General features: G+C 53.9%; 1 pseudogene. It reads right to left on the reverse strand.

Annotated elements, in window-relative coordinates:
- A pseudogene (locus ACTQ3A_RS13950) lies at nucleotides 1-477 on the reverse strand (tetracycline resistance ribosomal protection protein Tet(W)); the annotation flags it as partial.

A 477-nucleotide genomic window follows, 5' to 3' on the forward strand; every position in this document is an offset into this window, starting at 1 on the left:
TGTCCGAACAATTTCCCCTTTGGATGGAATACGCATCTCTGTGATTTTCAGCTTTTCTCTCCCGGCCAGGGCCACCGTATCCCGCAGGCGCAGCGTTCCGCTGTATAGCCGCAGATAGACACGCCGCTGGCCGCAATCGGTGTACTCAACCTTGAAAACGCTGCCGCATAGGGTGGCGCTCCCCTGTTCCCCAATCGGTTGGAACAGTCCTGTCACCGCATCCATCAACGGTTGAATGCCAAGGCCCTTTTTGGCGCTGCCATGATAGACCGGAAACAGGGAGGCTTCTTGAACCCGCCGCTGTTCCTCCCGCGCAAGTTTTTCCCGGCTGATTGGTTCTCCTGCGATATACTTTTCCAATAATTCATCGTTATTTTCGATGACCGCATCCCATGCTTCTATGTCGGTATTTTCCTCCAGGACTATTTCCGGGGACAGCGACACCGTCTGCTTGATGATAATATCGGCGGAGAGCTT

Origin of the sequence: Bilifractor sp. LCP21S3_F8 (genome assembly GCF_052117805.1) — a bacterium.
In the GTDB taxonomy this organism is placed as follows: Bacteria; Bacillota; Clostridia; order Lachnospirales; family Lachnospiraceae; genus Bilifractor.